20 protein-coding genes are annotated in these 24,784 nt (G+C 63.9%); 7 read left to right on the top strand and 13 right to left on the bottom strand.

All coding sequences use genetic code 11. The annotated features are described in order from the left end of the window. The first annotated feature begins 31 nt into the window (after positions 1–31). Positions 32–1,864 carry an ABC transporter ATP-binding protein gene (locus tag B4L76_RS10755; protein WP_296232381.1) on the top strand — a complete coding sequence of 611 codons (1,833 nt, stop codon included), beginning with the start codon at positions 32–34 and terminating at the stop codon, positions 1,862–1,864. Between the two features lie 14 nt (positions 1,865–1,878). Here B4L76_RS10755 and B4L76_RS10750 read toward each other — a convergent pair whose 3' ends face one another. Then, positions 1,879–3,006, bottom strand: coding sequence for a GNAT family N-acetyltransferase (locus B4L76_RS10750; protein ID WP_296232472.1), 1,128 nt, complete (start codon positions 3,004–3,006; stop codon positions 1,879–1,881). A gap of 262 nt (positions 3,007–3,268) precedes the next feature. Between B4L76_RS10750 and B4L76_RS10745 the strand changes: the two genes are divergently transcribed. Beyond that, positions 3,269–4,513 (top strand): putative porin, encoded by a 1,245-nt coding sequence (locus B4L76_RS10745; RefSeq protein ID WP_296232378.1) that lies wholly within the window; start codon positions 3,269–3,271, stop codon positions 4,511–4,513. A gap of 154 nt (positions 4,514–4,667) precedes the next feature. Here B4L76_RS10745 and B4L76_RS10740 read toward each other — a convergent pair whose 3' ends face one another. Both B4L76_RS10740 and hrpA read right to left on the bottom strand, forming a co-directional pair. Beyond that, a complete protein-coding gene (locus tag B4L76_RS10740; protein ID WP_296232377.1) occupies positions 4,668–5,789 on the bottom strand; it encodes a beta-ketoacyl-ACP synthase III in 1,122 nt (373 codons plus the stop codon). Positions 5,790–5,977: 188 nt separating this feature from the next. Next, complete coding sequence (gene hrpA / locus B4L76_RS10735; protein ID WP_296232375.1) at positions 5,978–9,883, bottom strand: ATP-dependent RNA helicase HrpA; 3,906 nt, start codon at positions 9,881–9,883, stop codon at positions 5,978–5,980. A 532-nt stretch (positions 9,884–10,415) separates the two neighbouring features. Between hrpA and B4L76_RS10730 the strand changes: the two genes are divergently transcribed. Together B4L76_RS10730 and B4L76_RS10725 are read left to right on the top strand one after the other, a co-directional pair. Next, on the top strand, positions 10,416–11,780 hold the full coding sequence (locus B4L76_RS10730) for a glutamine synthetase family protein (protein WP_296232471.1): 1,365 nt from the start codon (positions 10,416–10,418) through the stop codon (positions 11,778–11,780). Positions 11,781–11,803: 23 nt separating this feature from the next. Next, positions 11,804–13,111 (top strand): NAD(P)/FAD-dependent oxidoreductase, encoded by a 1,308-nt coding sequence (locus B4L76_RS10725; protein ID WP_296232373.1) that lies wholly within the window; start codon positions 11,804–11,806, stop codon positions 13,109–13,111. Between the two features lie 117 nt (positions 13,112–13,228). Here the strand turns inward: B4L76_RS10725 and fadD1 are convergent, their stop codons facing one another. Together fadD1 and fadD2 are read right to left on the bottom strand one after the other, a co-directional pair. Then, positions 13,229–14,926 (bottom strand): long-chain-fatty-acid--CoA ligase FadD1, encoded by a 1,698-nt coding sequence (gene fadD1, locus B4L76_RS10720; RefSeq protein ID WP_296232371.1) that lies wholly within the window; start codon positions 14,924–14,926, stop codon positions 13,229–13,231. Between the two features lie 356 nt (positions 14,927–15,282). Continuing rightward, positions 15,283–16,971: a long-chain-fatty-acid--CoA ligase FadD2 gene (gene fadD2 / locus B4L76_RS10715; RefSeq protein ID WP_296232369.1), complete on the bottom strand. Its 1,689-nt coding sequence runs from the start codon at positions 16,969–16,971 to the stop codon at positions 15,283–15,285. A gap of 219 nt (positions 16,972–17,190) precedes the next feature. On the opposite strand from fadD2, the gene B4L76_RS10710 reads away from it, so the two are divergent. Next, the gene (locus tag B4L76_RS10710) at positions 17,191–18,135 is read left to right on the top strand and encodes an alpha/beta hydrolase (protein WP_296232366.1); all 945 of its coding nucleotides are present in this window, start codon (positions 17,191–17,193) and stop codon (positions 18,133–18,135) included. A gap of 34 nt (positions 18,136–18,169) precedes the next feature. Continuing rightward, the gene (locus B4L76_RS10705; RefSeq protein ID WP_296232364.1) at positions 18,170–18,640 is read left to right on the top strand and encodes a MaoC family dehydratase; all 471 of its coding nucleotides are present in this window, start codon (positions 18,170–18,172) and stop codon (positions 18,638–18,640) included. Positions 18,641–18,766: 126 nt separating this feature from the next. Here the strand turns inward: B4L76_RS10705 and B4L76_RS10700 are convergent, their stop codons facing one another. The 6 genes from B4L76_RS10700 to B4L76_RS10675 form a co-directional block, all read right to left on the bottom strand. Then, positions 18,767–20,005 (bottom strand): RNA polymerase sigma factor, encoded by a 1,239-nt coding sequence (locus tag B4L76_RS10700; protein WP_296232363.1) that lies wholly within the window; start codon positions 20,003–20,005, stop codon positions 18,767–18,769. After that, positions 20,005–20,490 carry an SRPBCC family protein gene (locus B4L76_RS10695; protein WP_296232361.1) on the bottom strand — a complete coding sequence of 162 codons (486 nt, stop codon included), beginning with the start codon at positions 20,488–20,490 and terminating at the stop codon, positions 20,005–20,007. Before B4L76_RS10695 ends, B4L76_RS10700 begins: the two co-directional genes overlap by 1 nt. Positions 20,491–20,509: 19 nt before the next feature. After that, positions 20,510–20,854, bottom strand: coding sequence for a YciI family protein (locus tag B4L76_RS10690; RefSeq protein WP_296232359.1), 345 nt, complete (start codon positions 20,852–20,854; stop codon positions 20,510–20,512). A 44-nt stretch (positions 20,855–20,898) separates the two neighbouring features. Further along, positions 20,899–21,324 carry a YybH family protein gene (locus tag B4L76_RS10685; RefSeq protein ID WP_296232357.1) on the bottom strand — a complete coding sequence of 142 codons (426 nt, stop codon included), beginning with the start codon at positions 21,322–21,324 and terminating at the stop codon, positions 20,899–20,901. Between the two features lie 133 nt (positions 21,325–21,457). Continuing rightward, the gene (locus B4L76_RS10680; RefSeq protein ID WP_296232355.1) at positions 21,458–22,084 is read right to left on the bottom strand and encodes a LysE family translocator; all 627 of its coding nucleotides are present in this window, start codon (positions 22,082–22,084) and stop codon (positions 21,458–21,460) included. A 211-nt stretch (positions 22,085–22,295) separates the two neighbouring features. Beyond that, complete coding sequence (locus tag B4L76_RS10675; RefSeq protein WP_296232354.1) at positions 22,296–22,553, bottom strand: DUF2790 domain-containing protein; 258 nt, start codon at positions 22,551–22,553, stop codon at positions 22,296–22,298. A gap of 353 nt (positions 22,554–22,906) precedes the next feature. On the opposite strand from B4L76_RS10675, the gene B4L76_RS10670 reads away from it, so the two are divergent. Further along, positions 22,907–23,275, top strand: a complete 369-nt coding sequence (locus B4L76_RS10670; protein WP_296232470.1) for a GNAT family N-acetyltransferase — start codon at positions 22,907–22,909, stop codon at positions 23,273–23,275. Here the strand turns inward: B4L76_RS10670 and def are convergent. Together def and B4L76_RS10660 are read right to left on the bottom strand one after the other, a co-directional pair. Next, the gene (def, locus tag B4L76_RS10665; RefSeq protein ID WP_296232352.1) at positions 23,230–23,766 is read right to left on the bottom strand and encodes a peptide deformylase; all 537 of its coding nucleotides are present in this window, start codon (positions 23,764–23,766) and stop codon (positions 23,230–23,232) included. The two genes, B4L76_RS10670 and def, sit on opposite strands and share 46 nt — an antisense overlap. Beyond that, positions 23,763–24,722 (bottom strand): YihY/virulence factor BrkB family protein, encoded by a 960-nt coding sequence (locus B4L76_RS10660; RefSeq protein WP_296232350.1) that lies wholly within the window; start codon positions 24,720–24,722, stop codon positions 23,763–23,765. Before B4L76_RS10660 ends, def begins: the two co-directional genes overlap by 4 nt. Between the last annotated feature and the right edge of the window lie 62 nt (positions 24,723–24,784).

Here is a 24,784-nt window from a genome sequence, read left to right as displayed (position 1 = left end):
GGGGTCGGATGGAACAGGAGTGTCGTCACCCATGCTGTACCGCCGTTTCGAACAACTGATCGATATCTTTCGCGAAGCACCCAGCGAAGCGCCACCCAGGCGGGTGTGGCCGTTCTACCTGTATTACCTGCGCCAGGTCTGGCCGAGCTTCCTGGCCCTGCTGGTGGTCGGCCTGTTCGCCTCGCTGATCGAGGTGGCGATGTTCAGCTACCTCAGCCGCATCATCGACCTGGCCCAGGGCACGCCCAATGCCAACTTCTTCAGTGAGCACAGTGGCGAGCTGATCTGGATGCTGGTGGTCATCCTGCTGCTGCGGCCGTTGTTCTTCGGCCTGCACGACCTGCTGGTGCACCAGACCATAACCCCGGGCATGACCAGCCTGATCCGCTGGCAGAACCACACCTACGTGCTCAAGCAGAGCCTGAACTTCTTCCAGAGTGACTTCGCCGGGCGTATCGCCCAGCGCATCATGCAGACCGGCAACTCGCTGCGTGACTCCGCCGTGCAGGCAGTGGATGCGCTGTGGCATGTGCTGATCTACGCCATCACCTCGCTGGTGCTGTTCGCCGAAGCCGACTGGCGCCTGATGCTGCCACTGCTGCTGTGGATCGTCGGCTATATCGCCGCGCTGTTCTACTTCGTGCCCAGGGTGAAGGAACGCTCGGTAATTTCCTCCGACGCGCGCTCCAAGCTGATGGGCCGTATCGTCGATGGCTACACCAACATCGCTACCCTCAAGCTGTTCGCCCACACCGACTACGAACAGCAATACGCCCGCGAGGCGATCAGCGAACAGACCGAGAAAACCCAACTGGCGGCGCGCGTGGTCACCAGCATGGACGTGGTCATCACCACCCTCAACGGCCTGCTGGTGGTCACCACCACAGGCCTGGCCCTTTGGTTGTGGAGCCAGTCGCTGATCACGGTCGGTGCCATCGCCCTGGCCACCGGCCTGGTGATCCGCATCGTCAACATGTCGGGCTGGATCATGTGGGTGGTCAACGGCATCTTCGAGAACATCGGCATGGTCCAGGACGGCCTGCAGACCATTGCCCAGCCGGTCACCGTCACCGACCCACCCAACGCACCGGCGCTGAAGGTCAGCCGCGGCGCGGTACGCTTCGATGACGTGGATTTCCACTATGGCCAGGCGGCCAACGTGATCGAAGGGCTGAACCTGGACATTCGCCCGGGCGAGAAGATCGGCCTGATCGGCCCGTCCGGGGCCGGCAAGTCGACCCTGGTCAACCTGCTGCTGCGGCTGTACGACGTGCAGGGCGGGCGCATCCTCATCGACGGCCAGGACATAGCCCAGGTCAGCCAGGCCAGCCTGCGCGCGCAGATTGGCATGATCACCCAGGACACCTCGCTGCTGCACCGTTCGATTCGCGACAACCTGCTGTACGGCCGCCCGGGTGCCAGCGAGGCCGAGCTGCTCGAAGCGGTGCGCCGGGCGCGGGCTGACGAGTTCATCCCGCAGCTGTCGGATGCACTGGGCCGCACCGGCTTCGATGCCCACGTGGGCGAGCGCGGGGTCAAGCTGTCTGGCGGGCAGCGCCAGCGCATCGCCATTGCCCGGGTGCTGTTGAAGAATGCACCGATCCTGATCATGGACGAAGCGACCTCGGCGCTGGACTCGGAAGTCGAGGCCGCCATCCAGGAAAGCCTGGAGACCCTGATGCAGGGCAAGACGGTGATCGCCATTGCCCACCGGCTGTCGACCATCGCGCGCATGGACCGGCTGGTGGTGCTGGACAAGGGGCGGATTGTCGAGAGTGGCAGCCACAGTGAACTGCTTGAGCAGCAAGGGCTGTATGCCCGCTTGTGGCATCACCAGACCGGGGGCTTTGTCGGGGTCGACTGACGCCTGTGATGGCCCTATCGCTGGCGGTAGGGCAACATGCCGCGCGCCTCCTCGGCATATGCCCGGACACCTTCCCGCTCCTGCTGCAGAAAATCTTCCACCGCACGGCGCAATCCCGGGTGCAGCAGGTAGTGCCACGACCGCGTCACCACCGGCTCGAACCCGCGTATCAGCTTGTGCTCGCCCTGGGCCCCGGCGTCGAAACGCTGCAGGCCCTCGGCAATGGCAAAGTCCATGCCCTGGTAGAAACAGGTCTCGAAATGCAGCCGGTCGAACTCCTCCAGGCAGCCCCAGTAACGCCCGAACAGGCTGTCGCCGCCTACCAGGCTCAAGGCCATCGCCACGTCCCTCCCGGCTTGCCGTGCCATCACCACGCGCAGTGCCTCGGGCATGCGCTCGGCCAGCAAGCTGAAGAACTCACGCGTCAGGTAAGGCGCCCGACGGCGCACCGCGTAGGTATTCGCGTAGCAGCGGTAGACGAAGTCCCACTGCGCCTGGTCCAGCTCCGCGCCGTGGTACCAGCGAAAATCGATGCCCTGCCCGGCTACCTGCTCACGCTCCTTGCGCATCTGCTTGCGCTTGCGTGAGCTGAGGCTGTCGAGGAAGTCCTGGAAGTCGCGGTAGCCATGATTGCGCCAGTGGAACTGGCAACCCAGCCGCTCCATCCAGCCCGGCACACTGGCCATCTGCGCATCCAGCTGCGGGTCGGTGAAGTTGATGTGTGCCCCGGACAACCCGCCCTTGCCCAGGTACTCCGGCAACGCCTGCAGCACCAGCAAGGCGTCGGCAGGGTCGGCGGCCAGCAGGCGCGGGCCGCTGACCGGGCTGAACGGCACGGCACCGAGCAGCTTGGGGTAATAAGCGATGCCGGCCCGCTCACAGGCATCGGCCCAACCATGGTCGAACACATACTCGCCAAACGAATGCCACTTGCGGTACGCCGGCAACAGCGCCCGCACCTGCCCGCCACGCTCCAGCACCAGGTGCTCGGCGGCCCAGCCGGTGTTGCGCGCGACGCTGCCGCTGTCCTCCATGGCACTGAGAAACGCATGGCGCAGGAACGGTTGGCCGGGTGGCACCAAGGCATCCCAGGTAGCCGCCGGCAGGTCACGCAGATGAGCAAGGCTGTACAGGCTGGTCACGGTTTCGACTCGCTGTTTCAAGGTACCCAGTATCCCCAAGGAAGGCCCGCCACTCAATTCACCAACGCGGCGGCGAACCTTTTATTCTCAATTACTTAACCGCAGTGCCACTAATTCGACATTAATCTGTCATTCGCCCCCGCAATACTTGCGCCTGTTTTCCGGAACCCCAGAACCTGTCTATTCAGGCCCTTTCCGAAGACATGCCAATACAGGGGTGGGCGCCTGAGCCTCCCCCATCTTATTCAACAGGGAGAACCTTATGCGTCTTGTTTCTACACTTACCGGAGTGAGCCTCACCGGCATGATGCTGGCTCTGAGTACTCCGGCCAGTGCAGCTGTCGACGCCAAGCTGCTCGAAATGCTCCGCGCCAACGGCTCGATCAACCAGGCGCAGTACAACGAACTGCAGGCAGACCTGGCTCAGGAAACCAAGGAAAAGGCCGCTCAGAAAGCTCAGTCCGACCGGATGAGCTCCTTTGAACAGAAAGTGGCATGGGCTGCCAAGACCCAGGTCAAGGGTGACATTCGCCTGCGTTACGAAGACGTCAACGTCGACAACCCCAACAGCAGCAGCGGCAACCAGGACCGCCAGCGCGTGCGTGCCCGTGTCGGCTTCTACAGCGAAATCAACCCACAGGTGGACGCGGGCATCCGTATCGCCACCGGCAGCAGCGCCGACCGCCGCTCGACCAACCAGAGCTTCGACAACTACTTCGACAAGAAGTCGCTGTGGGTCGACCAGGCCTACCTCGACTGGCACCCGACCGCCGTACCCAACCTGCACCTGATTGGCGGCAAGATGGCACAGCCATGGGTGAGCATGGGTGACATCATCTGGGATAGCGACATCAACCCGGAAGGCGTGGCAGCTACCTACAAGACCGACCTGGGCGGGGCCGAAGTGTTCGCCAGCGCCGGCCAGTACACGCTCAAGGACAACGTCGATGGCGACGGTGTGCAGTACAAGCATGACGCACAGGTCTATCACGGCCAGTTGGGCGCCAAATTCGCCCCGGCAGACGCGCTCAAGCTGACCGTTGGTGCCAGCATCTACGGCTACGACAACGACAAGGAAGCGACCATCCTGCAGTCGTTCGGCAACACCACCAACGAGTTCAACCTGGTGGAAGGCTTCGGCCAGCTGGACTTCACCGGCTTTGCCATCCCGCTGTCCGCTTACGGCCAATATGTGAAGAACACCGAAAGCACCGATGGCGAAGACCAGGCCTGGTTGGCGGGCCTGAAAACCAAGGTCGGCGCCTGGAGCCTGGACTACAACTACCGCGACGTGCAGCGTAACGCGGTGGTCAGCCTGTTCACCGACTCGGACTTTGGCAACGGTTTTACTGGTTCGCGCGGGCACAAGTTCAAGGTCGGGTATGAAATCGACAAGAACTTCTCGCTGGGCGCTGCCTACCTGATGGCCAAGACCGACCTGTCGCAATTGCCCAACAGCGATGCCGATGTCGATACCCTGCAGGTCGACCTGGAAGCCAAGTTCTAAGCGATACCGGTTGCGCTTCACCTGAAGCGGTTTCTTCTGAAGCGGGAAATGCCGACCCCATCCGGCGTTTCCCGCTTTTTTTCACCTGGCAGCAATGCACCCGGCCCCATCGCCGGCAAGCCAGCGACAGGGCCGGTACCAGCGGTACGATCAATCAGCGCTTGCGCAGGATCACGCTACCGATCGAATACCCCGCACCAAACGAGCTCAACACCCCCAGCGCCCCCTTGGCCAGGTCGTCCTGGTACAGGTGGAAGGCAATTACCGAGCCCGCCGAGCTGGTGTTGGCATAACGGTCGAGAATCACCGGCGCATCTTCCTCTGCCACTTCACGCCCCAGCAGTTTCTTGACAATCAGCTGGTTCATGCTGAGGTTGGCCTGGTGCAGCCAGAAGCGTTTCACATCGCTCGGCTGCAGCCCGTTCTCCTGCAGGTGCTCACCGATCAGTTCGGCCACCTTCGGGCACACTTCGCGGAACACCTTGCGCCCTTCCTGGATGAACAGCTTGTCCGCTGCACCTTCGCCCTCTTCCGCCGCGCGGTTGAGGAAGCCGAAGTTGTTGCGGATGTTGTTGGAGAATTCGGTCCACAGCTTGCTGCTGACAATCTCGAACTGGTGCGCCGAGGTCGCCTTGTCGGCACGCTCGAGCAGCACCGCGGTGGCGGCATCGCCAAAAATGAAGTGGCTGTCGCGGTCACGGAAGTTCAGGTGCCCGGTGCACACCTCCGGGTTGACCATCAGCACCGCACGGGCCTGGCCCAAGGCCACGCTGTTGGCAGCGGTCTGGATGCCGAAGGTGGCCGACGAGCAGGCCACGTTCATGTCGAAGGCAAAACCCTGGATGCCCAATGTCTGTTGCACTTCGATGGCGATGGCCGGGTACGGACGCTGCAGGTTGGAACAGGCGACGATCACCCCGTCGACATCGGCGGCACTGCGGCCGGCGCGCTGCAGGGCCTGGCGCGCCGCGGCCACGGCCATTTCGCAGAGTACCGACGGCTCGTCGTTGGAGCGCTCCGGCAGGCGTGGCTTCATGCGCTGCGGGTCGAGGATGCCGGCCTTGTCCATGACGAAGCGGCTCTTGATGCCCGAAGCCTTTTCGATGAAGGCTGCGTCGGACAACGGTGCCGCTTCGATCTCACCGCGCTCGATGGCTGCGGCGTTGTCCTGGTTGAACTGCTGCGCCCAGGTGTTGAAGGAGGCTACCAGTTCTTCGTTGGAGATGCTCTGGGCCGGGGTGTACAGGCCGGTGCCGCTGATCACGACGTTATGCACGGTCGTTCCTCTGGTAAAAGGCCAGCGCCACGCGGCGCTGGCTGGGAATATGGCAAGTTAATGGCACTTTAGTGCCAACTCAAAGACAAAGCTGCTCCCTCGTGCGCAGCGCCGGTGGGAGCGGGCTTGCCCGCAAAGGGTCGCAAGGCGACCCCAAATTGCCCTAATAGTGCCACAACCAGGGAAGTTTAGCCCTCCACCTGGCTCCATTGCTTACTCAAGCGTTTGTCGGAAATCGGCACTTTGGTGCCCAAATGCTGGGCGAACAGCGAGACCCGATATTCTTCCAGCCACCAGCGGTAGACGGTCAGTTGCTCGTCGCGCTTGCCCTCCTGGGCATGCTTGTCGGCACGGGCCTTGTACTGCGCCCACAGGTTGCCCAGCTCGGCGCTCCACACCCGGTCCTTCTGCACCTGCCCGCCCAGCTTCTCCAGGCGCAGCTCCACCGCCTTCAGGTAGCGCGGCAGTTCCCTGAACCAGGCCGCGGGGGTTTCGCGCACGAAGCCCGGGTACACCAGGTTGCCCAGCTGTTGCTTGATGTCGTTCAACGCCACCGCCTGGCTCAGGTCGATCTTGCCCTTGAAGCGCTTCTGCAAGCCATGCCACAGCTTCAGCACTTCCAGGGTCTGGCGGGCCAGGCGCTCGGCATGTTCGGCCCAGCTGCCGCGCTTGCGTTCCGCCAGCCCGGCCAATGCAGCACCGTCGCGCGGCAGCGGCTGTTCGCCGTCGAGAATGCAGCTGTCCAGGCTGGCCAGAAGAATATCCTCGACCAATGCCTCGACGCGGCCCAGCTCGCGGTACAGCAGGCCCAGTTCGGTCAGCCCCGGCAGCTTGCCACGCAGGAACTTGGCCGGTTCGGCCAACTGCTGCAGCAACAGGCGTTGCAAGGCGCGGCGGTGCTGAAACTCGGCTTCGGCCTGGGTCGAGAAACGCCCTTCGCGCACGCTGCCGTTATCTTCCACCAACGCCGGGTACACGGTCATCGACAGGCCAGCGATGTTCTGCTGGGCAGTCTGTTTCACTTCGCTGAAGGCCTTGGCCTGCACCGGCTGTTCGCTGCCGGCGTCGCGCGGCACGGCCAGCGCAGCCTGGCTGGCAGCGGCAAAGCGCGCGGTCAGCTCGGCCAGGTCGCGGCCTTCACCGAGGAACTTGCCCTGCCCATCGACCACTTCGATGCTCATGCGCAGGTGGCCTTCGACCAGGTTGACCGACTCGTCCCAGGCCTCGTCGGGCACCCGCACACCGGTCATGCGCAGCAGCTCCTGGCCGAGGGCCTGCGGCAGCGCTCCCTGGCCGAAGGTCATGCGCGCCAACGAGGCCTTGACGAAGTCCGGCACCGGCACGAAGTTCTTGCGCAAGGCCTTGGGCAGGTTGCGTACCAACGCCACGCACTTGGCTTCCAGCAGGCCCGGCACCAGCCATTCCAGGCGCTCGCCCGGCAGGCTCGGCAGCAGTGGTGCAGGCACCCGCACGGTCACACCATCACGAGGATGGCCGGGCTCGAAGTGGTAGCTCAGCGGCAGGCGCAGGTCACCCAGCTGCAGGCTGTCGGGGTACTGCGCGGCGGTAACTTCGCTGGCTTCGCGGGCCAGCACGTCTTCCTCGCGCATGATCAGCAGGTTGGCGTCCTTTTGACTCCCCATGCGGTACCAGCTGTCGAACGTCGCGGTCTGGTGGATTTCCGCCGGCAGGCGCGCTTCGTAGAAGGCGTACAAGGTTTCTTCGTCGGCGAGGATGTCGCGGCGGCGCGCCTTGGCCTCCAGTTCGTCGAGCTGCTCGAGCAGGCGCTTGTTGGCCGCCAGGCACTTGGCCCGCGACTGGATCTGGCCGCCGACCAGACCTTCACGGATGAACAGCTCGCGCGAGGTGACCGGGTCGATCGGGCCGAAATGCACCGGGCGGCGGCCGACCAGGATCAGGCCGTACAGGGTGATCTGCTCATAGGCCACCACCTGCCCGCGCTTCTTCTCCCAGTGCGGTTCGAAGTGGTTCTTCTTGACCAGGTGACCGGCCAGCGGCTCGATCCAGTCCGGCTCGATCTTGGCCACCATGCGCGCATACAGCTTGGTGGTCTCGACCAGTTCGGCAGCCATCACCCACTGCGGGCGCTTGCGCCCCAGGCCCGAGGACGGGTGCACCCAGAAGCGTCGCTGGCGGGCCCCCTGGTAGTCGCCCTCTTCGGTCTTCTGGCCGATCTGGCTGAGCAGCCCGCTGAGAATGGCCTTGTGCATTTTCGGGTAGTCGGACGGTTCCTTGTTCACCGTCAACTGCAGGTCGCGGCAGATCAGCGCCAGCTGGCGATGGGCATCGCGCCATTCGCGCAGGCGCAGGTAATTGAGGAAGTTCTTGCGGCACCAGTTGCGCAGCGGGTTGGCGGTCAGCGCCTGGCGCTGCTCTTCGAAGCCACGCCAGAGGTTGACCAGCGCAGCGAAATCGGAATCCACGTCCTTCCATTGCGCGTGCGCCTGGTCGGCGGCCTGCTGGCGCTCCGGTGGGCGTTCACGTGGGTCCTGCACCGACAGCGCACTGGTCACGATCAGCACTTCCTGCAGGCTGCCCAGGCGGGCGCCTTCGAGCAGCATGCGGCCCAGCCGCGGGTCGATCGGCAGACGCGCCAACTGGCGGCCGATCGGGGTCAGCTGGTTCTCGCGGTTGACCGCCGACAGCTCCTGCAGCAGGTTGAAACCATCGCTGATGGCCTTGCCATCCGGCGGTTCGATGAACGGGAAGGCATCGATCGCGCCCAGGCGCAGGTGCAGCATCTGCAGGATCACCGCCGCCAGGTTGGTGCGCAGGATTTCCGGGTCGGTGAAAGCCGGACGGCTGTTGAAGTCCTCTTCGCTGTACAGGCGTACGCAGATGCCCGGCTCGACCCGGCCACAGCGGCCTTTGCGCTGGTTGGCACTGGCCTGCGACACGGCCTCGATCGGCAGGCGCTGGACCTTGGCGCGGTAGCTGTAGCGGCTGATGCGGGCGGTGCCGGTGTCGATCACGTAACGGATACCCGGCACGGTCAGCGAGGTTTCCGCGACGTTGGTGGCCAGCACCACGCGGCGCCCGCTGTGCGGCTGGAAGATGCGCTGCTGCTCGGCCGGCGACAGGCGCGCGTACAACGGCAGGATTTCGGTGTGGCGCAACTGCGCCTTGCGCAGGATCTCGGCAGCATCGCGGATCTCCCGCTCGCCCGGCAGGAAGACCAGCACGTCGCCCGGCCCCTTGCCGACGCTGCGCTCGTGCTGCGCCAGCTCGTCCAGGGTGGCGAGGATGGCCTGGTCGACGGTAAGGTCGTCCTCGATCTGGTTGCCTTCTTCGTCCTGCTCGCTGGTCAGCGGGCGGTACCAGGTTTCCACCGGGAAAGTGCGCCCGGACACCTCGATGATCGGCGCACCGTCGAAGTGCCTGGAGAAGCGCTCGAGGTCGATGGTCGCCGAGGTGATGATCAGCTTAAGGTCAGGGCGGCGGTGCAGCAGGGTCTTCAGGTAGCCGAGCAGGAAGTCGATGTTCAGGCTGCGTTCGTGGGCTTCGTCGACGATGATCGTGTCGTAGCGTTCGAGAAAGCGGTCGTGCTGGGTTTCGGCCAGCAGGATGCCGTCGGTCATCAGCTTGACCAGGGTGTTGGCATCGCTCTGGTCCTCGAAGCGCACCTGGTAGCCGACCAGCCCGCCCAGCGGTGTGCCCAGTTCCTCGGCGACCCGGGCGGCCACACTGCGCGCGGCGATCCGGCGTGGCTGGGTGTGGGCGATCATGCCATGGCTGCCACGGCCCAGCTCCAGGCAGATCTTCGGCAACTGGGTGGTCTTGCCGGAGCCGGTTTCGCCGGCAATCACCAGCACCTGGTGTTCGGCCAGGGCCTTCTTGATTTCGTCACGCTTGGCGGCGATCGGCAGGCTGTCGTCGTAGCGCACGGTGGGCACGCTCTGCTGGCGCGCGGTGACCTGGGCGCAGGAGGCCTGAACCTTTTCCACCCACTGCGCCAGCTTCGCCTCATCGGGGCGTTTGCGCAGTTCGTGCAATTGCCGGCGCAGGCGATGGCGGTCGGCAATCATGGCGTGGTCGAGGTTTTGCAGCAGTTTGTCGATGGCGTGGTCAGTCATGGGGCTTTTTAGTGATGCAGGTGAGCCTGCTTTTGCATGATCGGCATTCGAAGGTTGCGCGATTGTCGCAGATTTGCCGGTTGTCTGCTGCCTGCCGGCCTCTTCGCGGGTGAACCCGCGCCCACAGGGACCGCACAACACCCAGCCTTGATGCAATCCTGTGGGCGCAGGTTTACCCGCGAAGAGGCCAGGTGCAATGGCACAAATGTTTAGCCGGATGCGATGTAAAGGTTGCCATTCACTGCTTTAATCAACCTTACCGCGCATGTGAGTATCCAAGGCATGACTCCCGTCCAGCCCATCGCCCCACCCTCGCCCCGCCCTTCGCTGCCGAAGGCCCGGCGCCGTGCCGGTGAGAATCCGCTGGTCCACATCATCCTCGCCTTCTGGGCCCTGTGGCACTGCCGTCACGCCCGCCCACCGGATTGCTCGCGCACGCTTTGATGACCGAACCCGGACCCCGTCCGGCCGTTTGACTCAACCGGGCCGCTTGCCCAAGCGCAGGCCCGGTGCGCCCATGAGCGAATCCATCATGCACTTTGCACCCGTAGAGCAGGCCAGGCGTTTCCTGGCCGACAACCCCGACATCGAGCTGTTCGAACTGTTCATCCTCGACGCCAACGGCGTACCGCGCGGCAAGCTGCTGCACCGCGACGAGCTGCTGGCCGTGTACCAGAGCGGCCGCCCGCTGCCCAGCACCATACTTGGCCTGACCCTGAACGGCGACGATGTGGAAAACTCCGGCCTGGTATGGGACGTGGGCGATATCGACTGCCGCGCCTACCCCTTGGCGGGCAGCCTGGTGCGCCTGCCCTGGCGGCGGGTGCCGACTGCCGCAGTACAGGTGAGCATGCACCCCAGCGAAGGCCTGCCCGCCAGTATCGCCGACCCACGGCATGTGCTGCTGCGCACCATCGATGCGCTGAAGGCCGACGGCTACCACCCGGTGATGGCCTGCGAACTGGAGTTCTACCTGCTCGACCAACAGCGTGACGCCCTGGGCCGCCCGCAACCGGCGCTGGACAACGATGGCGGCCGCCCACGCAGCACCCAGGTCTATGGCCTGCGCGAACTGGAGCAGATCGAGCCGTTCCTCGCCGACCTCTACGCCGCCTGCAAGGCCCAGGGCATCCCGGCCCGCACGGCGATCTCGGAATATGCCCCCGGCCAGGTGGAGATCACCCTCGAGCACGGCGACGCGCTGCAGGCGATGGACCAGGCCGTACGCTACAAACGCCTGGTAAAAGGTGTGGCTCACGCTCACGGCATGCAGGCCTGCTTCATGGCCAAGCCGTTCGCGCACCTGGCCGGCACCGGCATGCACATGCACCTGAGCCTGGCCGACGACGCCGGCCACAACCTGTTCGCCAGCGACGACAAGGCCGGCACCCCGCTGCTGCGCCAGGCCGTGGCCGGCATGTTGCGTCATTTGCGCGACTCGCTGCTGCTGTTCTGCCCCAATGCCAATTCGTTCCGCCGCTTCCAGGCCAACAGCTACGCGCCGCTGGCGCCCACCTGGGGCGTGGACAACCGCACCGTGAGCCTGCGCGTCCCGGGCGGCCCGGCCAACAGCCGGCATGTGGAGCACCGGATCTGCGGCGCCGACGCCAACCCATACCTGGCAGCGGCGGCGATCCTCGCCGCCAGCCACCGCGGCATCCGCGAACAGCTTGACCCTGGGGCGCCGGTAGAAGGCAACGGCTATGCCCAGGCCAGCGAACACCTGCCTACCGACTGGCTGACCGCGCTCGACGCCCTGCAGCATTCCAACTGGGCCCGCGAAGCCTTTGGCGAGCCGTTTCTGGGCGTGTACCTGAAGGTCAAGCGCGCCGAGTACCGCCAGTTCATGGCCGAAGTCAGCGAACAGGACTGGCGCTGGTACCTGCACCAGGCCTGAGCCCCGTATAACAAGGAACACCCATGAATGCAGCATTGAACCAAGGCCCGGCGCAGCGCGCGCCGTCCTACTACAGCGCCACCCTCAACGACCACACCGAATACCCGCAGCTCAAAGGCGTGGTGCAGGTGGACGTGGCGATCATCGGCGGTGGCTTCACCGGCGTGGCCACGGCAGTGGAACTGGCCGAGCGCGGCCTGAAGGTGGCCATCGTCGAAACCAACCGCATTGGCTGGGGTGCCAGCGGGCGCAATGGCGGCCAGGTCACCGGCAGCCTGTCGGGCGACGAAGCCATGCGCACGCAAATGCGCAACCGCCTGGGGGCCGAAGTCGACGATTTCATCTGGCACCTGCGCTGGCGCGGGCACCAGCTGATCGAACAGCGCGTGGCACGTTATGGCATCGACTGCGACCTCAAGCGCGGCCACCTGCATGCCGCGATGAAGCCCTCGCACATGAATGAGCTTTGCGCATTCGAGGCCGAGGCCCAGCGCCGCGGCATGGGCGAGCAGGTGCAGTTGCTGGACCGCAACGGCGTGGCCGAACACCTGCAGAGCCCGCTGTACCTGGGCGCGCTGAAGAACCTGCGCAACCTGCACCTGCACCCGCTCAACCTGTGCCTGGGCGAAGCCCGCGCCGCCCATGGCCTGGGGGCGCTGATTTTCGAGAACTCCGAGGTGCTGGACATCGTCCACGGCCCGCGCCCGGCCGTGGTCACTGCCCACGGTCGGGTCGAGGCGCGTCAGGTGATGCTGGCCGGCGACGTGTATCACAAGCTGGAGAAGCGCCAGCTCAAGGGCAAGATCTTCCCGGCCATGGGCGGCATCGTCACCACCGCACCGCTGGGGCAACTGGCCGAGCAGATCAACCCGCAGGACCTGGCGGTCTACGACTGCCGCTTCGTCCTCGACTACTACCGCCTGACCGCCGACAAGCGCCTGCTGTTTGGCGGTGGCGCGAACTATTCCGGCCGTGACTCACGCGACATCGAGGGCGAACTGCGCCCGTGCATCGAACGCACCTTCCCGGCGTTGAAGGGCGTGCCGATCGAGTTCCAGTGGAGTTGCGCGATGGGCATCGTGGTCAACCGGATACCGCAGCTGGGCAAGCTGTCGGACAACGTGTGGTATTGCCAGGGCTATTCGGGGCACGGCATTGCCACCAGCCACATCATGGGCGAGATCATGGCCGAGGCGTTGACCGGGACGCTGGAGAAGTTCGACACCTTTGCCCAGTGCCGGCATGTGCGGGTGCCGATGGGCGACCTGCTGGGGAATCCGCTGTTGGCGGCAGGGATGTGGTACTACCAGATGCTGGAAAAACTGCGCTGAAGCATTCGCGGGTAAACCCGCTCCCACAGGTATTGCACAACCCTTGATAGTTGCGCAAACCTGTGGGAGCGGGTTTACCCGCGAAAAGGCCGGTAAAGCCAGCGAAGATTCAGAGGATCAGGCGATCTTCTTCAGGCCCTGCTTCGTCAGCTCTTCGTCACGCAGTTCACGGCGCAGGATCTTGCCCACGTTGGTCGTCGGCAGCGCGTCGCGGAACTCGATCTGGCGCGGTACCTTGTAGCCGGTAACGTTGGCGCGCATGTGCTCCATTACCTGCTCCTTGGTCACGGTCATGCCCGGCTTGACCACGACGAACACCTTGATCACCTCGCCCGACTTCTCGTCCGGCACACCGATGGCCGCGCACTGCAATACGCCCGGCAGGGCCGCCAGCACATCTTCCAGTTCGTTGGGGTACACGTTGAAACCCGAGACCAGGATCATGTCCTTCTTGCGGTCGACGATGCGCATGTAGCCGTCCGGCTGGATCACCGCGATATCGCCGGTCTTCAGCCAGCCCTCACTGTCGAGGATCTCGGCCGTGGCGTCCTCGCGCTGCCAGTACCCCTTCATCACCTGCGGGCCCTTGACGCACAGCTCACCCACCTCGCCCAACGGCAGTTCGTGGCCTGCGTCATCGATCACCTTGCACAGGGTCGAGGGTACCGGGATACCGATGGTGCCGACCTGGTTGGCTTCCGAGGGGTTCACTGCGGCCACCGGGCTGGTCTCGGTCATGCCGTAACCTTCGCAGATGGCGCAGCCGGTCACGGCTTTCCAGCGTTCGGCCACGCTCAATTGCAGGGCCATGCCGCCGGACAGGGTGATCTTCAGCGCGGAGAAGTCCAAGGCACGGAAGGCCTCGTTGTTGCACAGGGCAACGAACAGCGTGTTGAGGCCGACGAAGCCGCTGAACTTCCACTTGCCCAGCTCCTTGACCATCGCCGGCAGGTCACGCGGGTTGCTGATCAGCACGTTGTGGTTACCGATCAGCATCATTGCCATGCAGTGGAAGGTAAAGGCGTAGATATGGTACAGCGGCAACGGAGTGATGAGGATTTCGCAGCCTTCGTGCAGGTTCGAGCCCATCAGCGCCCGGCACTGCAGCATGTTGGCCACCAGGTTGCGGTGGGTCAGCATCGCGCCCTTGGCCACGCCGGTGGTACCACCGGTGTACTGCAGCACCGCCACGTCGTTGGCTTGCGGGTTGGCCTCGGTCACCGGCTGGCCCTTGCCCAGCGCCAGTGCGTCGTTGAAGCGTACGGCATGCGGCAGGTGGTAGGCCGGCACCATCTTCTTCACGTACTTGATCACGCTGTTGATCAGCAGGCGCTTGAGTGGCGGCAGCAGGTCGGCCACTTCGGTGACGATGACATGCCTGACCTGGGTCTTGGGCACCACCTTCTCGGCCAGGTGGGCCATGTTGGCCAGACACACCAGGGCCTTGGCCCCGGAGTCGTTGAACTGGTGTTCCATCTCCCGCGCGGTATACAGCGGGTTGGTGTTGACCACGACCAGCCCGGCACGCATGGCGCCGAACACCGCTACCGGGTATTGCAGGACGTTGGGCAACTGCACGGCAATGCGGTCACCCGGCTTGAGGTCGGTATGCTGTTGCAGCCAGGCGGCAAACGCCCCGGACAGCGCATAGAGCTCGCCATAGGTGATAGTCTTGCCCAGGTTGCTAAAGGCCGGTTTGTCGGCAAAGCGTTGGCAGGATTGCTTGAGTACCGCCTGGATATTGGGGAATTCGTCAGGATTGATTTCCGCCGTAATCCCGGCTGGGTACTTATCCTTCCAAAAATGTTCGATCATGGAAGCCCACTCCTTCAGCAACAGCGAAGTTCGATTCACGCGTCGATGCGCTTATTATTGATATGGGATGACGGCTCGTTGCAAACCGGATCATCTGAAAGCGGGCCGAGAGTAACAGCTTTACCTGGGGTCGCCTAGGGGCCAAAGTAGGCCTTACGGTCACAAAAATGACTCAATGAACAATACAAGTCATTTTTAGAGTATTTATCCAAAATGTCGCAGATCGGGCTGCAAGCAGCCTGTTAGAGCGGTTTTCCAGCAATCGCGGAGTAGCCCGCTGCCACAGGACCTCACAGCCCTTCGAGCCTGTTCAGTACCTGTGGCAGCGGGTTCCCCCGCGACCAAGCCAGCGCGGGTCAGGCCATGTCGCGCAACTCCCGCCGCAGAATCTTGCCCACCGGCGTCATCGGCAACGAGTCGCGCAACACGATGTGCTTGGGCACCTTGTAGCCAGTGAAGTTGGCCTTGCAGTACGCCTTCAGTTCATCCAAGCTCAACCCGCCCTCGCGCGGCACCACGAACAACTTCACCGCCTCGCCGGAATGCTCGTCCGGAACGCCGATGGCTGCGCAGTTGGCCACCTTGGGGTGGCCCATGACCACGTCTTCGATCTCGTTGGGGTACACGTTGAACCCGGAGACGATGATCATGTCCTTCTTGCGGTCGACGATGCGGGTGAAGCCGTCGGGGTCTATTACCGCAATATCGCCGGTCTTGAACCAGCCGTCTGCATCCAGGGCCTGCGCGGTGGCCTCGGGCTGCTGCCAATAGCCCTTCATCACCTGTGGGCCCTTGATGCAAAGCTCGCCCCGCTCGCCCAGCGGCAGCTCGTTGCCGTCATCGTCGATCACCTTGAAGGCGGTGCCCACCACCGGGATGCCCACCGTGCCCAGGCGCGCCAGCTGGCCGTAGGGGTTGGTGCTGGCCACCGGCGAGGTTTCGGTCAGGCCGTAGCCTTCGACGATGCGGCAGCCGGTCAGGCTTTCCCAGCGCTCGGCAGTGGCCTTGACCAGCGCGGTGCCGCCCGAGTTGGTGACTTTCAGCGCCGAGAAGTCGAGCTGGCGGAAGCCCGGGTGGTTCATCAGTGCAACGAACAGGGTGTTCAGGCCCAGCAAGGCCGTGAACCGCCACTTGCCCAGTTCCTTGATGAAGCCGGAAATATCGCGCGGGTTGGTGATCAACACGTTGTGGTTGCCGGTTACCATCATGCACATGCAGTTCGCGGTAAAGGCATAGATGTGGTACAGCGGCAGCGGTGCGATCATCACTTCCTGGCCTTCCCTGATCAGCTTCTGCCCGTCCGGCCCGTGCTGCGAGAAACAGGCCAGCACCTGCAGCATGTTGGCCACCAGGTTGCCGTGGGTGAGCATGGCGCCCTTGGCCAGCCCTGTGGTGCCGCCGGTGTATTGCAGCACGGCAATGTCGCCCAGGCTCAGCGGCACCGGCTTGGCTGACAGCACACGGCCCTGGCGCAACACCTGTTTGAACGACACCGCCTGCGGCAGCCGGTAGGCCGGAACCATTTTCTTCAGTTTGTCGACCACGGTGTTGACCAGCCAGCCCTTGGCAGCGGGCAACAGGTCACCCATCTTCGCCTCGATCAGGTACTCGATGCCGGTATCGGGCAGCACTTCCTGCACGCGCCTGCCGAACATGTTCAGGTACACCAGCGCACGCGCGCCGCTGTCCTTGAACTGGTGGCGCATCTCGCGTTCGGTGTACAGCGGGTTGGTATTGACCACGACCAGGCCCGCACGCAGGGCGCCGAACACGGCGATCGGGTACTGCAGCACGTTGGGCAGTTGCACCGCGATGCGGTCACCCGGCTTGAGGTCGGTATGCTGCTGCAACCAGGCGGCGAAGGCCGCCGAATGGCGCTCCAGGTCCGCGTAGCTCAGGGTCACGCCCAGGTTGCTGAAGGCCGGGCGGTCGGCAAAGCGCTTGCAGGAGCGCTCGAACACCTCGATGACCGAGGCGTAGGCATTGATGTCAATGGTGGAAGGCACGCCCGCCGGGCGCTTGTCGTTCCAGAATTCGGCTTGCATTTATTATTGTTCCTCTGCCGGGACCCATTGTGTGTCCTGTCATCCTTTTACCTGCCCGCCCGAAAGCGAAAAGGCGTTGAACCGACGTTAGCAGGTAAGCCCAAGGTGGCATATACGCCAAGTGCCGCCATTAACATTGTGAATCTTATTTGTGCCCTTCCTGCAATCCGGCCGGTTGTGCATACACTGTTCGGGTAACCGTGCGCACAAGGACCCGCCATGCCTCACGACGCCTTCTGGCTGCCTGCCAGCGAGCACTGCAGCCTGTACGTGCACCAATGGCTGCCGGCTTCGCCGGTCAAGGCGGTGGTGCTGCTGGCCCACGGCATGGCCGAGCATGCTGGGCGCTACCAGCCTCTAGGCCAGGCTTTGAGCAAGGCTGGCTTCGCCCTGTTCGCCGCCGACCAGCGCGGCCACGGGCGCACCGCCGAACTGGGCAGTCTCGGCCTGTTCGCCCGCCATCATGGCTGGGATGCCGTGGTCAATGATCTCGGGCTGCTGGCCCAGCACATCGGCCAGCAGTACCCGGGCACGCCGTTATTCCTGTTCGGCCACAGCATGGGCAGCTACATCGCCCAGGCCTACCTGCTGCACCACAGCGGCAGCCTGCATGGGGCGATCCTCAGTGGCTCCAACTACCAACCGGCAATGCTGTACCGTGTGGCGCGGCTGATTGCCCGGCTGGAAGCCTGGCGCCAGGGGCCGCTGGGCAAGAGCGCGCTGATCGAATGGTTGTCGTTCGGCTCGTTCAACAAGGCCTTCAAGCCCAACCGCACGGCATTCGACTGGCTCAGCCGCGACCCGACGCAGGTCGACCTGTACGTCAACGACCCGTTGTGCGGCTTCCGCTGCAGCAACCAGTTATGGCTCGACTTGCTGCAAGGCTTGGCGCAGATCAGCCAGCCGGGTAACCTCGCGCAGATCGATCCGAACCTGCCGCTGCTGGTGATCGGGGGTGAATGTGATCCGGTCAGTGCCGGCAAGCGTCTCACCCGACTGGCCGACGCCCTGCGCGCGACCGGCAATCGACATGTACAGCTGCGCCTCTACCCCGAGGCGCGGCATGAAGTGCTCAACGAGCTCAATCGAGACGAGGTCACTGGCGATATTCTCGCCTGGCTCGAACAGGCGCTGGCCCTTGGCCGGCCTGCCCGCAGCGAATGATAGGCGCCCTCGCCCGCCCTTTAAGGAAGCCCCGATGACCCAGGTCACCAATACGCCCTACGAAGCCCTCGAAGTCGGCCAGAAGGCCGAATACCAGAAGTCCGTTGAAGAACGTGATATCCAGCTGTTCGCCGCGATGTCCGGTGACCACAACCCGGTGCACCTGGATGCCGAATTCGCCGCCAAGAGCATGTTCCGCGAGCGCATTGCCCACGGCATGTTCAGTGGCGCGCTGATCAGCGCCGCTGTGGCCTGCACCCTGCCTGGCCCTGGCACCATCTACCTGGGCCAGAAAATGAGCTTTCAGAAGCCGGTGAAGATTGGTGACAGCCTGACCGTGCGCCTGGAAATTCTCGAGAAACTGCCCAAGTTCAAGGTGCGTATCGCCACCAATGTGTACAACCAGAACGATGAGCTGGTGGTCGAAGGTGAAGCCGAGATCCTGGCGCCGCGCAAACAGCAGACCGTCGAGCTGGTTTCGCCGCCGAATTTTGTCGCTAGCTGAAGTCTGATGTAGCCAGTACCGGCCTCTTCGCGGGTAAAACCGCTGCCACAGGATCGCATCAAGGCTGAATGCTGTGAGGTCCTTGTGGGAGCGGGTTTACCCGCGAAGAGGCCGGTACAGCAAACCTCATTCGATCGCCTGTAACCGCCGCTCGATATGCCTGCGCTCCGGCTCCTGCCGGGTCAGCGCCAGCGCCTGGCGCCAGGCCGCGCGCGCTTGCTCCACTTGCCCCAGCTGAAAATGCAGCTCGGCCCGCGCCGCATGTGCCAGGTGGTAATCCAGCAGTTCCCCCCGCGCCAGAATCCCTTCGATTTCGCGCAGGCCGACCTCCGGCCCGTCGCGCTTCGCCAGTGCCACAGCCCGGTTCAGGGCCACCACAGCCGACGGCCAGTGCCGCTGCAGCACGTCATACAGCCCGACGATCTCGGCCCAGTCGGTGGCCTCGGCCGTGGCCGCTTCGGCATGCACCGCCGCAATCGCCGCCTGTACGGTATAGGCGCCGAACCCCCGGCTTTGCAGGGCCTGGCGCACCAGTTCGCAGCCTTCGGCAATGCGCTGTTGGTCCCACAGGCTGCGGTCCTGCTGCTCCAGCACCACCAGGTTGCCCTGGCCATCGGTACGTGCCCGCTGCCGGGACGCCTGCAGCAGCATCAGGGCCAACAGGCCGACCGCCTCCGGGTCGGGCAACAACTGCACCAGCAGCCGCGCCAGGCGAATGGCCTCGTCAGTCAGGTCCTGCTGCAACAGCGCCTCGCCTGACGATGCCGAATAACCTTCGTTGAACACCAGATAGATCACCCGCAGCACGCTGCCCAGGCGTTCGGGCAGCTCGTTCAGCTCTGGCACCTGATAGGGGATGCCGGCATCGCGGATCTTGGCCTTGGCACGCACGATGCGCTGGGCAATGGTCGCCGGGCTTTGCAGAAAGGCACGGGCGATCTGCTCGGTGGTCAGGTCGCAGACTTCGCGCAAGGTCAGTGGCACCTGGGCATCGGCCGACAACGCCGGGTGGCAGCAGGTAAAGATCAGCCGCAGGCGATCGTCCGCCAGCAGTTCTTCTTCGCCGGGGTCCTGGACCTGGCCTTCGAGCAACATGCTCAGGTCTGCCTGGGAACGGTCGAAACGGGCACGCCGGCGCAGCGCATCGATGGCCTTGAAGCGCCCGGTGGAGACCAGCCACGCCCGCGGGTTGGCCGGTATGCCGTCGCGCTGCCAGCGCTCGACCGCGATGAAAAAGGCATCGTGCATGGCCTCCTCGGCCAGGTCGAAATCCCCCAGCAGGCGGATCAGCGTCGCCAGGATGCGGCGCGATTCATGCCGGTAGACCGCCTCGACTTCGCCGCGCACCTGCGCCACGGCCAGCATCAGTCAGGCATCCGCTGGGTCACCACCTCCACCAGCCGGTCCAGGCTTTCTCCCCAGCCCTGGTGGAAGCCCATCTCCTCATGGGTACGGCAGTCGGTGGCGCTCCAGTGCCAGGCACGGGCGCTGTAGCGGGTCTTGCCCTGCTCCTCGTCAAAACTGACTACCACGGTCATGAAGGCTTTGTTCGAGGGCACCCAGCCCGGGCCGAAGGCATCGGTGAACACCAGCCGACGCGGCGCGGCAATTTCCAGGAACACCCCCTGGTTCGGGTACTCGCTGCCGTCCGGTGCACGCATCAGCGTGCGGAACAGGCCGCCGGGCCACAGCTGCATTTCGCACTCCGGGGTGGTCATGCCGTGCGGGCCCCACCACTGCGTCAGCCACTCGGGTTCAGTCCAGGCGCGGAACACCTTGGCCGGTGGCGCGTCGATCAGGCGGCTGATGGACAACTCGTGTTGCGCTTGCGCAGGCAGTGCAAGGCTCATGCTGGCTTCTCCGTTGTTGTCAGGGTTGCAGTTCACGCACTGGCCGCACCTCGACACTGCCGACCCGGGCGGCGGGGATGCCCTTGGCGATGTTCAGCGCCTCGTTCAAGTCGCGGGCTTCCACCAGATAGAAGCCAGCCAGTTGCTCCTTGGTCTCGGCAAACGGGCCATCGGTCAGGCTCATCTGGCCGTTGCGCATGCGTACCGTGGTGGCAGTCTGCACCGACTTCAGCGCTTCGGCCGCCAGCATTCGCCCGGAGCCCTGGATGGACTCGGCGTACGCCAGGCATTCGGTGTCTTCCGGGCTGTCGGGCAGGCTGTGCAGCAGCCCCTCGTCACAATACACCAGGCACAGGTATTTCATGGTCGTCTCCAGCGCATTGGCAACGTACGTTTGGCGATAACGGTTCAGGGTTTGAGATCGAACAGCGCTTTCTGGGTCTGCATGTCGAACGGTGCCGACCAGTGTTCGTGGATGACCTGCCACTGCCCGCCATGACGACGATAGCCCACGGTGGCGCGCATGAAGCCGCACTGGCTGTCGTTGTCCGCCGGGCCACAGCGGTTCAGCCAGTGGGCCAGGGCCAGGTCACCAGCAGCGTGCACGGTAAGTTCTGCGAGTTCGAAGACCATGGGGCCGGTACACAAGCCCATGCACATTTCCCAGTGCGCCTGGTAGTTGGCCTTGCCTTTGAATTGCAGCGCCTGGATGGCATCGAAGGCAACGATGTCGTCGGCATAAGGGGCAATGATGTTGGGGATGTCGCGGTCGCGCACGGCCTGCATCCAGCGCTCGATCAGTTGGCGAATCTCGGTTTCGGCTGCGGTGCTCATCGGGGGTTCCTCCGACAGGTCATGGATGGTGGCCGCCAGCGGCGTGCCTTCACTCATGGTCGAACGGGGCGCGGAGGAATCGACAAGGCCGCGCAGTATTTCTGACATTCGCACCGGCAGTGGCCCGAATTGCCTAAACGAACTCCCGATACCCCGACACAATCACATACACCGCGAAGTAGCAGAAGATCGCCGCCGACAGCAGGTATGACCAGGTCAACAGGCGGTCACCCAGCAAGCGCCCGCCATGGCTGGCAATGCCACACAAACCGATGCACCACACCAGCCCGGCCGCGAAGAATCCGCCGAGAAACAGCCCGGCCTCCAGCGGGCCGCCGCCGCCGGAACGGGAGATCAGCACGCCTCCCACCGCGGCGAACCACAGGATGGCGCTGGGCGACGACATGGCCAGAAAGATACCGCGCAGGAATTCGCGCCACCCCGACTCCAGCACTACCTCGGCCCGCGTTTCCATGTGCCCGCCGCGCCATGCGGCGAGCAGCATTTTCAGCGCGAACCACACCAGCAGCACCGAGCCACCCAGCCACAGCGCCCAGCGCACGGTTTCAAACTGCAACAGCACGCTCATTCCTGCCAGTGCGGCAATGGCATACAGCAGGTCGCCGACGCAAGTGCCGAGGCCCAGCCAGAAGCCCTGGAGGAAACCACGCTGCATGGCCAGGGTAATCATGGCGATATTGGCGATGCCAATATCCAGGCACAGGGAAAGACTGAGGAGAAAACCATTGGAGAAAGGCATGCAAGGCTCGGCTGCGGCTAAAGAAAGCGGCGTGGAGCGTGCCATGAGTGCGCAGCGGATGGGAAGAGCGCGGGTTCAGGCCATAGCGGCTTGCTCGAAGACCTGGTCCACCCTCGATACTCATTCAGGATTTTGCATTGCTCGAACAGCCATGCGCGGCTGGCCCCGGGGCACAGCGCCGCAGGGGCCACCGACATCAGGCAAGGCCTGATCAGCCCTGCTGGCAACCCTCACCCATGGCGCGGTACTGGATGGTATGCACCTGCCCCTGATGGTCCTCGTAGGTCATGGTCGCCGGGACCACTTCGCACACGTTGGGGATGGTCGACAGGTTGATCACCCGCTTGATATCCAGGTTCATGGAGTAGTCGTATTGCTTGGCCACGGGCTCGCCGCCAACGGGTTTGGCCTCGTCGGCGAAGGCGAACGAGGACATACCGACCAGTGCAAGAATCAGTAATGGTTTCATGTGAGTCTGCCTTTCAAGCGTTCAAGCTGATCGATCGACTTCAATTGCCGTAACGGCGCGGAGAAGTTGCCATCTAGGTTGGAGATGGCACGAAGTACCGATCCCGCTTCGTACTGCCAGGGGGGATGAGTGAAAGTCTACTCCCGGCCTTGAATAGTTGAAGCCCACAGTCGGATATTCACCCTTGCCGGATTTGCAACAATCTGCGACAAAGGGGCCGCGAAGCGTCAGGCCAGCGCTTTCGGCCAACTTTCAGGGCAGGACTCGTCATTTCACAACATCTGCAGTTTTCGCAACTGGCGGCTGCCGAGCGCCGGCTGTTGGACCATTTCTACCGCCAGCACGGCTCGCGCATGCGTGCGGTGAGTGAAGGGCAACTGTGGGTGGCACGGGCGCCGGGCATCATCGCCGGGTTGAGCCTGAGCGCGGTGGACGACGGTTGCTGGCTGACCGGGTTGTTCGTCGACCCACAGCGGCGCAGCCAGGGGGTAGCCGGACGATTGGTCGAGGCAGCGCTGGAGCGAGCCGCCGGGCCGACCTGGCTGTTCTGCCATCCGGACCTTGCAGCCTTCTATCGGCGGCTGGGGTTCGACCCGGCCGGGTACTTGCCGGAAGCCCTGGCCGGCCGCCTGCAGCGCTACCAGCGCAGCAAACGCCTGGTAGCGCTGCAGCGGGGTCAGTCGTCGCTGGCGTCCAGCCCCGGAAACAGCACCTCGGTGTAGCCGAACCGGGAGAAGTCCTGGATGCGTGACGGGTATAGCCGGCCGATCAGGTGATCACACTCGTGTTGCACCACCCGGGCATGGAAGCCTTCGGCAAAGCGGTTGATCGGGTTGCCCTGGGGATCGAGGCCGGAATAGCAGATGTGCCTGAAGCGCGGCACCACGCCGCGCAAGCCAGGTACCGAAAGGCAACCTTCCCAACCGTCCTCCAGTTCGGTGGAGGTTGGCGTGATCACCGGGTTGAGCAAAATGGTCTGCGGCACCGGTTCGGCATCCGGATAACGCTCGCTGCGCTCGAAGCCGAAGATCACCAGTTGCAGGTCAATGCCGACCTGCGGTGCCGCCAGGCCCACGCCGCCCACGTGATGCATGGTTTCGAACATGTCGTCGATCAGCTGTTGCAGCTCGGCGCTGCCGAACAGCTGTTGCGGTACCGGCTGAGCGATGCGCAGCAGGCGCTCGTCGCCCATCTTGAGGATGTCGCGGATCATCGGGGGTTCGGCTCGGAAGTTTGCTGGTCGCTCGGTATCGGGTGTTCATGGCCGAGCACGCTGATGGTGGCGTGGGGTCTATGCTCGGCAGCTTCTTTTTCGCCCGGGTTCTTGCCCTCGCTGGACATATGCTCGATCACGGCGTTCATTTCCGCGCCCAGCAGCAACACGGCAGCGGAAATGTAGAAATACAGCAACAGCACGATGATTGCACCAATGCTGCCGTACATGGCGTTGTAGTCGGCAAAGGTCTTCACGTAATAGGCAAAGCCCAGCGACGCCACGATCCATACCACCACTGCCAGTACCGAGCCTGGCGTGATGAAGCGAAACTCTTGTTTCACATCCGGCATCACGTAGTAGATCACCGCCACTGCGACCATCAGCAGAATGACGATCACCGGCCAGCGCAACACGGTCCACAAGGTGACGATGAACTCCTGCATGCCAACCTGCGCGGCGATCCATTCCATGACCTGCGGGCCCAGCACCATCAGCGCCGCAGCCACCAGCAGCATGCCGGCCAAGCCTACCGTGTAGAAAACGGAAAGCGGTATACGCTTCCAGGCAGGGCGCCCCTCCGGCACATCGTAGGCGGCGTTCATCGCGCTCATCATCAGGCGCACACCGGCCGAGGCGGTCCACAGGGCAATCACGATACCGACCGACAACAACCCGCCCTTGGACTGTTGCAACTGGTCAATTACCGGGTTCACCTGCTCGAGTGCCTGAGGTGGCAGCACCAGTTCCGACTGCAGGCGCAGCCAGGAGAAGAAGTCCGGCAGGTGCAGGAAGCCGATCAGCGCTATGAGGAACAGCAGGAAAGGGAACAGCGAAAACAGCGCCTGGTAAGCCAGTGCCGAGGCGTAGGTGGACATCTCGTCGTCAAGGAACTCCTTGACGGTACGTACCAGCACGCGGTGCAGGGGCAGGCCGCGCAGGTCGGGGAAAATCATAGCGTCTCCTTTCGCCGCTTGATCGGTTCAATGAACAAGTCTAATAGACCCTGTCGGCGCTG

This window comes from Pseudomonas sp. UBA4617 (assembly GCF_002386445.1).
Taxonomy (GTDB): domain Bacteria; phylum Pseudomonadota; class Gammaproteobacteria; order Pseudomonadales; family Pseudomonadaceae; genus Aquipseudomonas.
Note: the sequence above shows the minus strand (reverse complement) of the source record. Positions and strands in the feature narration are given on the sequence as shown.